This is a genomic window from Breoghania sp. (assembly GCF_963674635.1).
Classification (GTDB): domain Bacteria; phylum Pseudomonadota; class Alphaproteobacteria; order Rhizobiales; family Stappiaceae; genus Breoghania.
Map to the genome: position 1 here is coordinate 767,785 of NZ_OY771475.1, position 14,108 is coordinate 781,892.

Genomic DNA, 14,108 nt, shown 5'->3' on the forward strand with positions numbered 1-14,108 from the left:
AGTGATCCATGGCTGCTGACGAGGGACTGTTTTCGCGGCTGAAAGCTGCCGCCGCGAAGGAATGGGGCGCCTATACCGACCACGCATTCGTTCGCGGGCTGGGCGATGGAACCCTGCCGGAAGCGTCATTCCGGCACTATCTCGCACAGGATTATCTCTTCCTCATCCATTTCGCGCGCGCCTATGCACTGGCCGTCTACAAGTCGCGATCTCTGGCCGATATGCGCTCCGCCGGGCGGACCATGGCCGCGCTTCTCGATCAGGAAATGGCTCTGCATGTCCGGCTATGCGCAGGGTGGGGGCTGACACCGGAGGACCTTGAGGCGACGCCGGAGGCCTCCGCCACCATGGCCTATACGCGCTATGTGCTGGAAGAGGGTATGCGCGGCGATCTGCTCGATCTTCACGTGGCGCTGGTGCCTTGCGTCATCGGCTATTGGGAGATCGGGGCTCGCCTGGCCGCCCGCCCCGGTGCGCTCGACCCGTCCAATCCCTACCGCGACTGGATCGCCGAATATGCCGGTGAGGCCTATCGCGAGGTCGCGAAGGAAGCAGAGGACCGGCTCGACAGGCTTGCCGGCGGGACGCTCAGCGAGGAGCGGTTTGCGGATCTTGTGCGGATCTTCCGTCAGGCGACGAAGCTGGAAGCGGACTTCTGGCAGATGGGGCTCGATCTGGCGGATTGAGCGGGGCCGTTGCCCGGCTCAGGCGACGGCGCTATCGGCTTCCTGTTGCATGTCACAACGAACCATGTTGCGTCCGCCGCGCTTTGCGGCGTAGAGCGCTGCATCGGCGCGGCCGATGAGCGTCGTGTCGCTGTCACCGGGCTGGAAAGCCGCGACGCCGATGGAAATGGTGATCCGGCCGAGATTCTCGCCCGTTGAACGCTTGACCAGTTCCTTGCACATGACCGACTTGCGGATGTATTCGGCAACGGAAAACGCCTGCTGAAGCGACGTGCGGGGCAGGATCACGGCAAATTCCTCGCCGCCATAGCGGCAGGCGATGTCCTGTCCCTTGATATTCTGCTTTACCGACAGCCCCACAAGCCGCAACACCTGGTCGCCGGTCTGATGACCATAGGTGTCGTTGAACTTCTTGAAGTGGTCGATATCGGTCAGCAACAGGGCAAGCGGTTCGTTGGTCTCGCTGGCGTTCTGGATTGCGCGCGCGATGGACTCGTCGAAATGGCGCCGGTTGGCGAGCGTGGTCAGCTCGTCGGTCAGCGATTCAAACCGGATCGCATCTAGGCTTTCCTGTAGCGACGAGATTTGCTCGCGGGATTTCTGAAGCTGCCCTTCCAGCTCCCGGTTCATATCGGCCGCCCGACGGGTCTGGTTGACGATCCCGGCGATGACGCCCGCGAATTCCTCGTGCGTGGTGGCTTTGCTCAGCTGGTCGGTGACGCCATCCAGGCAGTCGGCGTAGGTGCTGGCTGCCCGCAGGCTTTCCGCCACGATCTCGATGACATCGCCGATTTCTCCCGACAGCTTGGAGCCGACGGAATCGATCCGGTCACCGAGCCGGTTCGGGCACAGAAAGCGGGTATAGACACTCTGCGCTTCTTCGGAGCTGACGGTGCCCTTCTTGCCAAGGATGTCGTTGATTGCCTTGTTCAACGCGAAATTGAAGCCCGCCGAATAGGCGTACCAGAGCTCGTAATTACGCGGATAGGCTGCCAGTTCGTTCTTCTTCAGATACGCCAGGGCCGTATCGCCATAGACGATTGTGCGTTTGTATTCGTCACGCTGGCTCATTTGAGTGTCCAAACGGCATCTGTTAGCTGGCTGATGAAGGGTGCTTTTGTTGTTTCCCTAGAGTGACATGGAATGATTTAACCGTGGGTTAAGTCCTGATGGGACTCTCCCATATCGCAGCGGCAAGACGTGCCGCCGCGGCTTATGTCTCTGACCTAACTGGCAGATTTTTTCGGGCGAATCTCGCGCAGGATAAATGCGGGCACATGATCCGGAAAGCCGACAACGGGCTTGTCCTTGCCGCCGCGGTCCTTATTGCGGTCCTTGCCGCCCCGCTCGCGACCCCCGGCATTGCCGTTGCCGTTGGCGTTCGCGTTGCCATTGACGTTTTCCGCCGATGCGGACTTGCCGCCGCCACGCTTGCCACGGCGCGGCTGTTCGCTCGCCTTGGGCTCTGCATGGTTTTCATCGTCGTTTGCCGTCTGTACGGGGGCCGCGGCCTCCGTTGTTGCGGCCGCTGCTTCCGGCTTTTCCTTGCGCGCGCGACGCTTGCGCGGGGCCGGGGCCTCTGCGGTCTCTTCCGACTTTGCCGATGCCGCAGGCTTTTCGGCCACCGGCTTGCTGTCGTCAGCCTTGTCGGAGCCACGCTTGCGCGTGCCGCGACGGCGGCTCTTGCGATCGGCTTCCGCGGCCTCGAAATCGATCGGCTCGTTATGCCATTCGATTTCCTTGCCGATCAGCGTCTGGATCGCTTCGATATGCTTGCCGCATTCTTCGGTGACGATGGTCATCGCCGTGCCCTTGCGGCCTGCGCGACCGGTGCGCCCGATGCGGTGGACATAGTCCTCCGAATGGACGGGAACATCGAAATTGAAGACGTGGCCGACAGCCGGAATGTCGAGACCGCGGGCGGCGACGTCGGAGGCGACCAGGAGCTTGATCTCGTTGTTGCGGAAACCGTCCAGCGTCTGCATGCGCGAGCGCTGGTCCATGTCGCCATGGAGCGCGCCGACGTCGAAGCCGTGCTTGAGCAGCGAGCGGTAGAGCGTGGCCACGTCGCGCTTGCGGTTGCAGAAGATGATCGCGTTCTGCAGGTCTTCGGCGCTGTTGAGCAGGCCGCGCAGGGTCTCGCGCTTCTCGTAAGGCGCGGAGCCGGAGGAGACCAGCGACTGTGCCACCGTGTCGGTGGTGGACGCCGCGCGGGCAACCTCGATGCGCTCGGGATTGTGCAGGAACGTCTCCGTCAGGCGCTGGATTTCCGGCGGCATGGTGGCGGAGAAGAACAGCGTCTGGCGCGTGAAGGGGATCAGCTTGCAGATGCGCTCGATGTCCGGGATGAAGCCCATGTCGAGCATGCGGTCGGCCTCGTCGATAACGAGGATTTCCACGCCCTGAAGCATCAGCTTGCCGCGTTCCACATGATCAAGCAGACGGCCCGGCGTCGCGATGAGGACATCGGCGCCACGGTCGATCTTGCGATCCTGATCGGCAAAGGAGACACCGCCGATGAGAAGAGCGACAGTCAGCTTGTGATTGACACCGAGGCGGTTGAACTCGTCTTCGACCTGCGCGGCCAGTTCGCGCGTCGGCTCCAGGATGAGCGTGCGCGGCATGCGTGCCCGGGCGCGGCCCTTTTCCAGAAGCGTCAGCATCGGCAAGGTGAAAGAGGCTGTCTTTCCCGTGCCGGTCTGGGCGATGCCAAGTACGTCACGACGCTGAAGCGCGTGCGGGATCGCCTGTTCCTGAATGGCCGTGGGCTGGGTGTAACCGGCAGCTGCAACGGCTTCCAGAACCTTAGGGCTCAGTCCGAGATTGGAAAAGCTCATGCCTTTTGTATTCACCAGAATATCTTGCGGATCGCCATCGCCACCATGGGATGGTTAAGCCCGCTCATGATCGGAAGGATACTGCGCGCACAATAAGGCTGAAGCGTTGCATGTCAATCGCCGCATAACGAATTCGGCGCTAATACTTCTATGATCGTTATCAAAATCGGCGCTTTGGAAGTGATATTGCCTCCAGGTGCCGATCGGGCGCATATCCAGGACGCTGTTTTACGCGCCCCATCATATCGCCAAGGCCCGATTGGGCGGCGATTTACCCCACCCGTTCCTTGATGCGCATCTATCCGGCGTCACCGGACAGGAGCGCGCCCCTCGTCTTTGCGGTGAGCTTTGCCGAAGTGTGAACGACGCGCCTGGCGATGCCTCAGCGTTGCGGCGCCGGGCCTTCCGGAGGGGAAGTCGACCGGATCTTCCTCAGATGTCGAGGTCGGTCGCGAACTCGGCGTTTTCCTTGATGAAGATGAAGCGCGCTTCCGGCTTCGTGCCCATCAGCCGGTCCACGGCCTTTTCGGTCTCTTCGCCTTCACCATCGGCAACCCGGACTTGCAACAAAGTGCGCTTCTTTGGGTCCATGGTGGTTTCTTTCAGCTGTGCCGGAAGCATTTCACCCAGCCCCTTGAAGCGCCCGATCTCGACCTTGCCCTTGCCGGTGAAGACCGTCTTGAGCAATTCGTCCTTGTGTATGTCGTCGCGCGCATAGCGGACCTTGTCGCCTTGCGCGATGCGGTAGAGCGGCGGCACCGCGAGAAAAAGGTGCCCGTGTTCAATGAGCTGCGGCATTTCGCGATAGAAGAAGGTGATCAGCAGCGAGGCGATATGCGCGCCGTCCACGTCGGCGTCGGTCATCACGATGATGCGCTCGTAACGCAGGTCTTCCTCGCGGAAATTGTTGCGCGTTCCCACACCAAGCGCCTGCATCAGATCGGATAGCTGCTGGTTGGCGGCAAGCTTTTCGCGGCCCGCATTGGCGACGTTCAGGATCTTGCCGCGCAGGGGCAGGATCGCCTGATTGGAACGATTGCGGGCCTGTTTGGCGGAGCCACCGGCCGAGTCGCCCTCAACGATGAAGATCTCGGTGCCTGCGGCCGACGAGGTGGAGCAGTCGGCCAGCTTGCCGGGCAGGCGCAGCTTGCGTACGGCCGTCTTGCGCGCGACATCCTTTTCCTGGCGGCGGCGCAGGCGTTCCTCGGCGCGGTCGATCACCCAGTCCAGCAGGCGCCCGGCCTGTGTGGGGGAGGCGGTCAGCCAGTGGTCGAAGGCGTCGCGGATTGCGTTCTCCACGATGCGGCTGGCCTCGCCCGTGGCGAGCTTGTCCTTGGTCTGGCCGACGAATTCAGGTTCGCGGATGAAGACAGACAGCATCCCGCCCGCAGAGGTCAGCACGTCATCGCCGGTGATCTGGGCCGCGCGCTTGTTGCCGACCAGTTCGCCATAGGCCTTCAGGCCGCGCAGGAGCGCCAGGCGCAGGCCCGCTTCGTGTGTGCCGCCTTCCGGCGTGGGCACGGTGTTACAGTAGGAATGCAGGAAACCGTCGCCCGCAAACCACGCGACGGCCCATTCCACCGCGCCGTGGCTGCCGGTCTTGGAGGTCTTGCCGGAAAACACCTCGTCGACCACGCGCTTTTCGCCCGTGAGCGTCTCGTCCAGGAAGTCCTTCAGGCCGCCGGGGAAATGGAACACAGCCTCCGCGGGCGGAGCGTTCTTTTCCGTGAGCAGGCTTTCCGCACATTTCCAGCGGATCTCGACGCCGCCGAAGAGATAGGCCTTGGAGCGGGCCATCTTGAAAAGGATGGAGGCTTTGAAACGTGCCGAATTTCCGAAAATCTGCGGGTCGGGGCGGAAGCGCACGGTCGTGCCGCGACGGTTGTGGGTGTCGCCCAGATGCTCCAGCGGGCCTTGCGCGATGCCGCGGGCAAAGGTCTGGCGATAGAGCTTGCGCGAGCGTGCGACTTCCACCACCAGCTCTTCGGAGAGGGCGTTGACCACCGAAACGCCAACGCCGTGGAGGCCGCCGGAGGTCTCATAGACCTTGCTGTCGAACTTGCCGCCGGCGTGGAGCGTCGTCATGATGACTTCCAGCGCGGACTTGTCCTTGAATTTCGGGTGCGGATCGACCGGGATGCCGCGGCCGTTATCGGTCACGACGAGCGAGCCGTCTTCCTCAAGGCGCACATCAATCCATGTGGCGTGACCGGCGACGGCCTCGTCCATGGAATTGTCGATGACTTCGGCGAAAAGGTGGTGCAGGGCGCGTTCGTCAGTGCCGCCGATATACATGCCGGGACGGCGGCGCACGGGCTCCAGCCCTTCCAGAACCTCGATGTCGGCTGCGGTATAGGCATCGTCGGCGCTCGGTGTGGGCAGGCTGGCGGGCCGTGCTGCGGGCGCCTTGTTCTGAGCGGGTTGAGAGGCCGGCGTTTGCGCTGTCGCGACCGAAGCCGCGGCCGGTTTCCGGCGCGCCTTCATCGCCGAGACCTCACTCTCAAGCTGCGCGAACAGATCGTCCTTGGCTGCCATGCGTTTTGTCGTACCCGATTTGTTTCAGCTGTGTCCGCAGCCGGTTGCCGCCGCTTCGAATCACCGGGATTCTGGCAATTCGGCGCGCGCAGCACCAGTGCGATCACTGCGAAGAGCCGCGCTTTTGTGCGCGTTTCCATCTGAAGGGCTCTTGCCGCACCGTGAACGGACAGGCAGACTTCCCTCATCAATCATTTTGCGAGAGCGGACTGTCTGCGGCGGAAACCGGTCATTCGTCCGGCAATCCGCCCCCCAGCGATCCTTCGCTCCGTCGCTTGCGTCGCCCGGGAGGCTTCCATGGAAGGAAAAACCGCATCCACTGCCGCCGCAGGCGTTCAGGCGTTCAATTTTCGCCTTCCGGCCACCGATGGCAAGACCTATACGCTCGCCGACATCGCCGGTCCACGCGGAACCGTCATCGCTTTCATCTGCAACCACTGTCCTTATGTCAAGGCGGTGGTCGCGCGCATGGTAGCCGATGCCCGCAGCTTGATGGCGGAGGGCGTGGGGTTTGCGGCGATCTGCTCCAACGATGCGCAAGGCTATCCGGAAGACAGTTTCTCAAACATGGCGCGCTTTGCCGCGCATCACGAGTTTCCGTTCCCCTATCTGCACGATGAGGATCAGATCGTCGCACGAGCGTTTGGGGCTGAGTGCACGCCGGAATTCTTCGGGCTGACTGCCGATGGCGTTCAGGCCTATCGCGGCAGGCTGGACAGTGCCCGCATGGGGGAGCCTGAACCCGGCGCGGCGCGCGAGCTTGTGGAGGCCATGCGGCAGATCGTCGAAACGGGCGAGGGGCCGCAAGACCAGATCGCGTCCATCGGCTGCTCGATCAAGTGGCGGGCCTGATCTTTCAGGCCTCCTCCTTCTCGTTATCACCGACGCGGTCGGAGAGCAGGATCGCGATGAAGCGGGTTTCGTCAAAGCTCGCCAGCACAATGACGATGACCGACGTCATCGGCACGGCCAGAATGGCGCCTGCGATGCCCCACAGGGCGCTCCAGATGGACAGGGCGACCACAATGACGAAGGGGCTCAGATTGAGCTGTCGTCCGACGAGCCGGGGTTCCAGAAAGTTCCCGACATAGACCTGCGCGCCCACCAGAAGGGCTGCCAGCAGGGCGGTGTGCAGAAGCGAGCCTGTCTGCGCAACAGAGAGGACGACCGGAAACAGCACGGCCAGCAGCGAGCCGAAATAGGGAATGTAATTCAGCAGCGCGATCATGATCGCCCAGAAGAGCGCGAAATCGACCTGGAGAAAGATCAGGATGAGGTAGGAGGCGCCGCCCAGTATGATGTTGATCAGCGTCTTGATGGTCAGGTAGGTGCCGATCTGCCTGTTGATGTCGCGGATGATCTCCTCGACCTTGTCGGCCTGTCCCCTGTTGCCGAGTGCTGTTGCGATGCGGTGGCCAAAGCGGCTGCGCTCCGCCATCAGGAAGGTGGCGTAAAGCACGATCAGGAAGGCGCTGGCACCGATGCTCGTAAAGCCGCCCAGAACCGTCAGGATGATGGAGCGGACGCTCCAGTTTCCAAAGGTGGACGCGATGAAGTTGTCCTTGAAGGCGCTGGTGTCGATATGGAACTGCTCTTCGATCGTCGACAGGAAATGCGCGATATTCTCCTGATAGCCGGGGGCGGCATTGACCATGTCGGTCACCGTTGAGGCGACGACGACGGCAAAGGCGTAAAGCGCAAGCACGAAAACGACCAGAGCAAAGGCTCTGAGCAGGGCGGGCGGCAGGAGGTTGAGCAGCGGCAGCTTCTGGAGGGCATCGGCCGTCGTCATCATGACGTAGATCGCGATTACGGCGGTGACGACGGGCACCAGAATGGGTTGTCCGATCTCCAGCAGAAAGCCGACGATCAGCACCAGTGCGAGAGCGAGCGTGAGATTGAGGAGCGGTGAGTTCTTCATCGTGCTGTCGCCTCGTCGGGTCGCGAAGGCTCCTGCTTGCATAGGTCAGGAAGCTGCGCCGTCGCCTGGCGAATGAGCCAAGCGCAAAATATACGCGATTCAACGACGACCGGCCCTGGAAGGTCAACGGGGCGGTGTGAGCACGTCCGCGTCGGCGACCTTCCGGGGAGGGAGCTCCTGGCGGGGATATCGGTTGTCAGGCGGCAGCTACGCTTCGTATTCGAACGCTATTCGAACGTGTTTGTAGCTTTTAAAAAATAATCGAATGAAATCAATACGGGATTGAAGACGTTCGGCATCCAATTCGAATGCGTTCAAATGTGTCTGTGCCGACGCGTTATCCCCGTCGGCGCACGTGTTGCGGGCTACGATTTCGGGCCGGGAAGGGCGATCGGCGCTACTTGATCCGCTTGACGTAGGCCGACGGCCAGTAGGTCACACGTTCGCGCACCACGCCCTCGTTGAAGGGCCATTCCGGCTCTTCGATCACGAAATTCTCGTTTTCCTTGACGAAATCGAGCGCGGCCTGTTTCGGGTTGTTGGTCTTCCAGTCGTCCGCGCTGCGCGGCGCGCCTGCGACCTGTTCCATGATCCCGTCGGTTGCGACGATGTAGGAACCGGGCGTGACCACATCGGCATAGGCACGCAACTCGTTGAGCACGTGTTCGCGGGTGTGGTTTGAATCGAGAATGACCAGCACGGTATCCTCGGGCGAGATCATCGCGCGGACCTGATCGACGCTTTCGGGCGCGGTGGAGCTGCCATCAACGATGCTGATCCATTCGCTCAGGTCATGCGCCGCAATGGCTTCCCGATTGTGATCGCGCAGCGCAAGTTCGACGCCGATCACCTTGCCGCGTTCCATGGCCTTGAACAGGGTCGCGTAGAAGATCAGCGACCCGCCATGGGCCACACCAGTCTCCACAATCACCGTCGGCTTGATCTGCCAGATGACTTCCTGAATACGGATCATATCCTCGGGAAGCTGGATCACCGGCCGGCCGAACCAGGCAAAGGAATAGACATATTTCGTGTCCCACCCGGCCCGCAGCCAGGCATGCGACATCGCTTCGAAGGCTTCCGGCGTATCCAGCGCAAAGGAATGGGTTTCCCCGTCCTTCGTGACCGAGACACTGTTCTTTTCTTCGTCGTAAACAAGTTTCATCTGGCGTCCCCTCGCTGCATTTCGTGGAAGACTGCGGGAAGCATTGTCTCCAGATTGCGCGGTTTGAATTGGAATTCGTTACGGATTCGATCGTTTTGGATCGGCGGAAACGAAGTCTCGGGCGCATTGTCTTCAAAAGAAACAGTAACACCGAGGTCGCGAAGCGTCTTCGCGATCGTTTCATTCGACACATTGATGCCGGAAGCGACGTTATAGAGCCGCTCCTTGCCCGAAAGCGCGATGTTGGCCAGCAGGGAGACGGCATCATCGAGGTAGATGTAATCCTTGCTGGAACCGGGGGCGGTGCGAAAGGCAACCGCACCCTCGGTCGTCGCGTCACGCAAGACGGAGGACAGGAAAACCTCCGACCGGTCGCGAGGGCTGTAGACATTAGAAAGCCGCGCCACACGAATGGTCGAAGCGGGCAGGGAGAGACACAGGCTCTCTCCGGTCATCTTGGTGAGATTGTAGATGTCGTCATTTACGCTCGGGCGCGCAACGAGGTCAGCCTCCTCGCCGGTGGCGGCGGCCCCGCGATAGACCCGCGTCGTGGAGAGATAGAGAAGAGAGGCGAAGTCGTAGCGGGAGAGCACCTCGTGGAGGCGGATCACGTGCAGAGCGGTTGTCTCCAGCGGGCGTCCCCTGAAGTCAGCCGTCAGTCCGATGGTGTAGATGACATGCCCCAGATCCCGACCGGCTTCCGGCCAATTGTCGCGGTAAACCGCATGGGTTTCATGGCCATCCGCGGCGAGCTGTTCCATCAAGCGGGAACCTATGAGGCCACCGGCCCCGAAGATCGTGAATCTGGCCACTACACACCACGCCATTTGATGAAGGTTGCCGGACTTCCGCCGAAGACGGCATATTCGGGAATCTCGCCCCTGATGACCGATCCGGCGGCAATGACCGCGCCCTTGCCGACGCGTGCGCCATCGAGCAACGCGCAATTCACGCCGATCCAGACGTCATCGCCGATCTCGATGCCGCCCTTGCTCGGCGAAAAGCCCTGACTTGCAATGGGGGTGTCGCGGTCTGCGAAAGCATGAGTGGCCGGAGCCAGCGTGCAATTGGCGGCGATCAGCACGCCATCGCCGATGGAAATCCCGTTTCCGCTGTAGAGCACACAGCCGGAATTCAGATAGCAGCCTTCGCCAATGACGATGTCGCCGGAGCCGCCTGCGAACTTGATCTTGACGAAGCTATCCACCATGGAACGTGCGCCGATGACAAGCCGACTGCCGCGCACGGAGGTTTCAAGGTCGGCCTGCGGCGAGATTCTTGCGGTGGGATGAATTTCGTTCATGGCCTCAGGTGCTCCGTGACGAATAAGGGGGCCATTGGCAGTCCTGTTCGCTTATCACGACAGGCGCGGCAGGCCATTCGATGCCAAAGGCGGGATCGTCCCAGCGATAACCGGCACCGTGCCCCGGCGCGTAGATGCGGCCCATCTGGTAGAGAAGCGCGGTATCATCCTCAAGGGTCAGGAAGCCATGGGCGCAGCCCTGCGGGACAAAGACCGCGTTCATCGCCTTCGCACAGAGTTCCACGCCGATCCAGCGTCCGCAGGTCGGGCTTTCGGGCCGAAGATCGACCACCACGTCAAAGGCCCGGCCCGCAACTGCCCGAACGAGTTTCGCCTCAGCGTAAGGGGCTGGCTGGAAGTGCATTCCGCGCAGGGTGTGTTTCCTGACGTTCGTAGAGAGATTGACCTGTTGCGGTGCAAACGCGATTCCTGCCTCGGCGAATTCGTTCGGGCAGTAGAGCCGGGCAAACGCGCCGCGCGCGTCTTCATGTGGCGTCGCCTCGACTACGAAGACATCCGGAATCTCGGTCTTGCAAAACCGCATCACAGGATCTCTGTCTCGGGAATTGCAATAACAAAGCGGCCGCCCCAATCACGGGCAAAGGCCAGATCGGACATGATTTCCGCCCGCAGGTTCCACGGTAGAATGACGATGAAGTCCGGACGCTGGGATTTCAACTCTTGCGGAGCAACGACCGGGATATGCGAGCCAGGCAGGTGCTTGCCCTGCTTGGCGGCACTTCTGTCGGCCACGCAGGCAATATCCGCTTTGCTCACGCCGCAATAATTGAGGAACGTGTTGCCCTTCGCCGCCGCACCATAGGCCGCGACCGTGGCGCCGTCGGACTTCGCGCGCTCCAGGAACTCCAGAAACGTTTCGCGGCAATGTTCGGCAGCCGGGGCAAGTCCCTGATAGCCGCTCATGTCATGCATGCCTGCGTCGCGTTCGATCTTGCGAACAACCTCAACGCCCGCGCATTCGGCGTGATGAGCTTGCCTTCGGCAGGCAAAGACGCGCAGCGACCCGCCATGCGTCGGCAATTGCTCCACGTCGAAGACCCGCAGGCCTGCGCGTTCCATCGCCTTCTCCACCGCGACCAGCGACAGATACGAGAAATGCTCGTGATAGATCGTGTCGAACTGGCATAGGCGGATCAGGTTGTAGAGGTGCGGAAACTCGAAGGTAACGACGCCCTCCGGTTTCAAGAGAAGGGCAAAGCCGGTCAGGAAGTCGATGATATCGGGAACATGGGCCAGCACATTGTTGGCGGCCATCAGATCTGCCGAATGCCCCTGCGAGGCCAGCAGGCGCGCGGTCTCGGTGCCAAAGAAATCGATGTGGGTTGGGACCCCGCGTTCAATGGCAGCCTGTGCCGTATTGGCCGTGGGCTCGACGCCCAGCGCGGGGATGCCCGCTTCGACGAAATTCCTCAACAGATAGCCGTCATTGCTGGCAACCTCCACAACCTTGCTGGAGGTGTCGAGCGCGAAACGGTCGATCATGCTCGCGCTATAGAGCCGCGCATGCTCCAGCCAGGAATCCGAGTAGCTGGAGAAATAGGCGTAGTCGGCATCGAAGATCGCGTCGGCGGGGATGGAGTGGGCCGCCTGAACCAGCAGGCATTCCTCGCAGACCATCACGGCCAGCGGAAAGCGCCTTTCCTCACCGGAAAAATCAGCTGGAAGAAAGGCGTTCGCAATCGGTTGTTCGCCGAGGTCGATCAGCGTGTTCTTGAGGGCGGAGCCGCAGGCCCGGCAGCTATGGGAGGCTTCGGCGTTGGCAATCGCGGGCGATGCTGTGGTCATCCGAGCTCTCCATTCGCGTAGCTCTCTATCTGTTCGATGCAAAGGTCTTGGGCCGCGACGCCGGCGTCATATCCTGCATACCATTCAGCTGCGAGCCGGGCTGCATTGCGAGCGTCAATCCGACCGCGCCATCCCAGGGATGTTGCGGCGAGACGGGGATCAATTCTGAGCATCGGAGCTTCCGGCGGCTGCGGTGATGTATCGATTTCTATCGGGACGGTCTTGCCGTAGGCAGATATGAAGGTCTCCGCAAGCGGCAACACTTCCAGCGTGTCCTCGATATCGGGCCCGATATTGATGTGACGCGGCGCCTCGTCATTGGAAACGAGCTGTTCGGTGAAGACGAAATAGCCCGCCAGGCAATCGAGCACATGTTGCCAGGGCCGGACAGATCGGGGCGAGCGCATCTGGAGCGGGGTTCCTGCCGAGGTCGCGCGCCAGATATCCGGCAGGATGCGGTCGACGGTGAAGTCACCCCCACCAATCACATTGCCACCGCGCGCGCTGGCAACACGAACGCCCTTCGGCTCCAGAAAGCTCGCCGCATAGGCGGACGTCACGTGTTCCGCGCAGGCCTTGGAGGCCGAATAGGGATCCTTGCCGCCGAGCGGGTCCTCCTCCTGAAAGGCGCGCCCCTTGCCGTCATTGCGGTAGACCTTGTCGGAGGTGATGACCATGACGGCCTTCACGCCCTCCGTCTCGCGCAGGGCCTCCAGCAGGTTGACCGTGCCTTGAACGTTGGTCGAGAAGGTCTCGACGGGCGCTGCATAGCCGCGTCGTACGACGGACTGGGCGGCCATGTGCAAGACAATCTCGGGCATGGCGCGCTGCACGCAGGCGGTTACAGACTGCGGATTGCGCAGGTCGCACCAGTCGGCAGAGGTCTGCGGGTTGAGGAGGTCGTAAAGGTTCGGCGAACCTTCCGGGGCAAGTGACAGGCCGCAAACATCGGCTCCCATGCGCCGAAGCCACAGGGCGGCCCATGCGCCCTTGAAGCCGGTGTGCCCCGTCAGCAGGACACGACGTCCCCGCCAGAATGAGGGATCAGGTGTCATTTCCAGATTTTCCAAGGCGCGCCCCGTTCCCACATAGCCTCAAGTTGCCGCTTGTCTCGCAACGTATCCATCGGCTGCCAGAAGCCTTCATGCCGGTAGGCGCTGAGTTCACCGTCGCGGGCCAGGCTTTCCAGCGGTTCGCCTTCCCAGGGGGTGTCGTCGCCGGCGATCCGCTCAAGCGCCTTGGGCTCGATAATGAAAAAGCCGCCATTGATCACCATCTCTCCGCCTTCGGGCTTTTCCTGAAAGCTGGCAACCGCGTTTCCGTCGAGTTTGAGCGCGCCAAATCGGGCGGGAGGTTTCACGGCTGCCAGGGTGACCAGACGTCCCTGTTCGCGGTGGAATGCCAATTCCCGCGTTATGTCCATATCGGCGACGCCGTCACCATAGGTGACGCAGATCGTCTCATCGCCGTTGAGATAGGGGCGTATACGGCGCAGGCGCCCGCCGGTCATGGAGGTCTCGCCAGTATCGACGATTGTCACCTTCCAGTCTTCTGCGCGGGACGTGTGGTATTCGACCCGGTTCGGCCCCAGCTCGAAGCTCACGTCCGACTGATGCAGGTGGTAGTTCTGGAAATACTCCTTGATCATGTAGCTCTTGTAGCCGCCGCAGATCAGGAAGTCGGAAAAACCGTGGGCGGCATAGATCTTCATGATGTGCCAGAGAATGGGCCTGCCGCCGATCTCTATCATTGGCTTGGGACGCAGTTCGCTCTCTTCGGAGATACGGGTGCCGAGGCCACCTGCGAGTATTATGACTTTCACTGCTATCCCTCGTGCCTTTGGATCTGATCGTTC

13 protein-coding genes are annotated in these 14,108 nt (G+C 61.5%); 2 read left to right on the forward strand and 11 right to left on the reverse strand.

Features of this window, described 5'->3' with window-relative positions; all coding sequences use genetic code 11:
• The first annotated feature begins 8 nt into the window (after nt 1-8).
• Entirely contained in the window at nt 9-686 is a 678-nt protein-coding gene (tenA, locus tag ABGM93_RS03370) for a thiaminase II (protein ID WP_321503488.1), read from the forward strand.
• A gap of 18 nt (nt 687-704) precedes the next feature.
• On the opposite strand, the gene ABGM93_RS03375 is transcribed toward tenA, so the two are convergent.
• The 3 genes from ABGM93_RS03375 to parE form a co-directional block, all read right to left on the reverse strand.
• Nucleotides 705-1,757, reverse strand: a complete 1,053-nt coding sequence (locus tag ABGM93_RS03375; protein ID WP_321503490.1) for a GGDEF domain-containing protein — start codon at nt 1,755-1,757, stop codon at nt 705-707.
• Between the two features lie 155 nt (nt 1,758-1,912).
• Nucleotides 1,913-3,523, reverse strand: coding sequence for a DEAD/DEAH box helicase (locus tag ABGM93_RS03380; RefSeq protein WP_321503492.1), 1,611 nt, complete (start codon nt 3,521-3,523; stop codon nt 1,913-1,915).
• Nucleotides 3,524-3,955: 432 nt separating this feature from the next.
• A complete protein-coding gene (gene parE / locus ABGM93_RS03385) occupies nt 3,956-6,058 on the reverse strand; it encodes a DNA topoisomerase IV subunit B (protein ID WP_321503494.1) in 2,103 nt (700 codons plus the stop codon).
• Nucleotides 6,059-6,355: 297 nt separating this feature from the next.
• Between parE and ABGM93_RS03390 the strand changes: the two genes are divergently transcribed.
• The gene (locus ABGM93_RS03390) at nt 6,356-6,910 is read left to right on the forward strand and encodes a thioredoxin family protein (protein ID WP_321503496.1); all 555 of its coding nucleotides are present in this window, start codon (nt 6,356-6,358) and stop codon (nt 6,908-6,910) included.
• A gap of 4 nt (nt 6,911-6,914) precedes the next feature.
• Here the strand turns inward: ABGM93_RS03390 and ABGM93_RS03395 are convergent, their stop codons facing one another.
• The 8 genes from ABGM93_RS03395 to rfbF all read right to left on the reverse strand — a co-directional run bounded on the left by ABGM93_RS03395 (nt 6,915) and on the right by rfbF (nt 14,075).
• Complete coding sequence (locus ABGM93_RS03395; protein WP_321503498.1) at nt 6,915-7,979, reverse strand: AI-2E family transporter; 1,065 nt, start codon at nt 7,977-7,979, stop codon at nt 6,915-6,917.
• Between the two features lie 397 nt (nt 7,980-8,376).
• A complete protein-coding gene (locus tag ABGM93_RS03400; protein ID WP_321503499.1) occupies nt 8,377-9,144 on the reverse strand; it encodes a CmcI family methyltransferase in 768 nt (255 codons plus the stop codon).
• Nucleotides 9,141-9,905 carry an NAD-dependent epimerase/dehydratase family protein gene (locus ABGM93_RS03405; RefSeq protein ID WP_321503504.1) on the reverse strand — a complete coding sequence of 255 codons (765 nt, stop codon included), beginning with the start codon at nt 9,903-9,905 and terminating at the stop codon, nt 9,141-9,143. Before ABGM93_RS03405 ends, ABGM93_RS03400 begins: the two co-directional genes overlap by 4 nt.
• 50 nt (nt 9,906-9,955) lie before the next feature.
• Nucleotides 9,956-10,447, reverse strand: coding sequence for an acyltransferase (locus tag ABGM93_RS03410; protein WP_321503508.1), 492 nt, complete (start codon nt 10,445-10,447; stop codon nt 9,956-9,958).
• A 4-nt stretch (nt 10,448-10,451) separates the two neighbouring features.
• Nucleotides 10,452-10,991 (reverse strand): dTDP-4-dehydrorhamnose 3,5-epimerase, encoded by a 540-nt coding sequence (gene rfbC / locus ABGM93_RS03415; RefSeq protein ID WP_319773484.1) that lies wholly within the window; start codon nt 10,989-10,991, stop codon nt 10,452-10,454.
• The gene (locus ABGM93_RS03420) at nt 10,991-12,253 is read right to left on the reverse strand and encodes a class I SAM-dependent methyltransferase (RefSeq protein ID WP_321503513.1); all 1,263 of its coding nucleotides are present in this window, start codon (nt 12,251-12,253) and stop codon (nt 10,991-10,993) included. The genes rfbC and ABGM93_RS03420 overlap by 1 nt, the downstream gene beginning before the upstream one ends.
• A complete protein-coding gene (rfbG, locus tag ABGM93_RS03425; protein ID WP_321503517.1) occupies nt 12,250-13,308 on the reverse strand; it encodes a CDP-glucose 4,6-dehydratase in 1,059 nt (352 codons plus the stop codon). The genes ABGM93_RS03420 and rfbG overlap by 4 nt, the downstream gene beginning before the upstream one ends.
• Nucleotides 13,305-14,075 (reverse strand): glucose-1-phosphate cytidylyltransferase, encoded by a 771-nt coding sequence (gene rfbF, locus ABGM93_RS03430; protein WP_321503521.1) that lies wholly within the window; start codon nt 14,073-14,075, stop codon nt 13,305-13,307. The genes rfbG and rfbF overlap by 4 nt, the downstream gene beginning before the upstream one ends.
• Nucleotides 14,076-14,108: the final 33 nt, after the last annotated feature.

Excerpts from the sequence above, each read along its gene's own strand:
- tenA (WP_321503488.1), top strand. The coding sequence starts at position 9 with ATGGCTGCTGACGAGGGACTGTTTTCGCGGCTGAAAGCTGCCGCCGCG.
- ABGM93_RS03375 (WP_321503490.1), bottom strand. The coding sequence starts at position 1,757 with ATGAGCCAGCGTGACGAATACAAACGCACAATCGTCTATGGCGATACG.
- ABGM93_RS03380 (WP_321503492.1), bottom strand. The coding sequence starts at position 3,523 with ATGAGCTTTTCCAATCTCGGACTGAGCCCTAAGGTTCTGGAAGCCGTT.
- parE (WP_321503494.1), bottom strand. The coding sequence starts at position 6,058 with ATGGCAGCCAAGGACGATCTGTTCGCGCAGCTTGAGAGTGAGGTCTCG.
- ABGM93_RS03390 (WP_321503496.1), top strand. The coding sequence starts at position 6,356 with ATGGAAGGAAAAACCGCATCCACTGCCGCCGCAGGCGTTCAGGCGTTC.
- ABGM93_RS03395 (WP_321503498.1), bottom strand. The coding sequence starts at position 7,979 with ATGAAGAACTCACCGCTCCTCAATCTCACGCTCGCTCTCGCACTGGTG.
- ABGM93_RS03400 (WP_321503499.1), bottom strand. The coding sequence starts at position 9,144 with ATGAAACTTGTTTACGACGAAGAAAAGAACAGTGTCTCGGTCACGAAG.
- ABGM93_RS03405 (WP_321503504.1), bottom strand. The coding sequence starts at position 9,905 with ATGGAACAGCTCGCCGCGGATGGCCATGAAACCCATGCGGTTTACCGC.
- ABGM93_RS03410 (WP_321503508.1), bottom strand. The coding sequence starts at position 10,447 with ATGAACGAAATTCATCCCACCGCAAGAATCTCGCCGCAGGCCGACCTT.
- rfbC (WP_319773484.1), bottom strand. The coding sequence starts at position 10,991 with ATGCGGTTTTGCAAGACCGAGATTCCGGATGTCTTCGTAGTCGAGGCG.
- ABGM93_RS03420 (WP_321503513.1), bottom strand. The coding sequence starts at position 12,253 with ATGACCACAGCATCGCCCGCGATTGCCAACGCCGAAGCCTCCCATAGC.
- rfbG (WP_321503517.1), bottom strand. The coding sequence starts at position 13,308 with ATGACACCTGATCCCTCATTCTGGCGGGGACGTCGTGTCCTGCTGACG.